The organism is Clostridioides sp. ZZV14-6150 (genome assembly GCF_020657875.1).
Lineage (GTDB): Bacteria > Bacillota > Clostridia > Peptostreptococcales > Peptostreptococcaceae > Clostridioides.
Genome location: NZ_JAGWDA010000061.1, coordinates 1 through 440, shown reverse-complemented (window position 1 = coordinate 440; position 440 = coordinate 1). Strand labels below are relative to the sequence as shown.

General features: G+C 25.9%; 1 protein-coding gene. It reads left to right on the top strand.

The genetic code is table 11. The features are described from left to right. The coding region (locus KGF41_RS20535; RefSeq protein WP_227857140.1) for an RNA-guided endonuclease TnpB family protein at nucleotides 1–440 on the top strand (440 nt) is incomplete at both ends.

Below are 440 nucleotides of genomic sequence, written 5' to 3'. Positions count from 1 at the left end.
CAAAAAGAAATAATAGAAAAATCTTTTGGATGTTCAAGATTTGTGTATAATCATATGTTAGCACTTCAAAAAGAAAGCTATGAAAAAGAAGGTAAATCACATTCAAAGTATGATTTAATTAAAAAACTTCCATCACTTAAAAAAGAATATGAATGGCTTAAAGAAGTTGATTCAACCAGCTTACAAGCTACTATTGATGATTTAGATAGTGCATATAAAAACTTCTTTAGAGAATTTAAAAAGGGCAATAATCAAGGATTTCCAAAGTTCAAAAGTAAAAGAAACCCTAAAAGAAGTTTTGAAAGTAAGTGTGTAAATAATAATATAATTATTAAGGATAATCTAATTAAGCTACCAAAATTAAAATGGGTTAAGGCTAAAGTGACTCAAAATATAAATGGTAGAATATTAAATGCTACTGTATCAAAAACACCTACAAG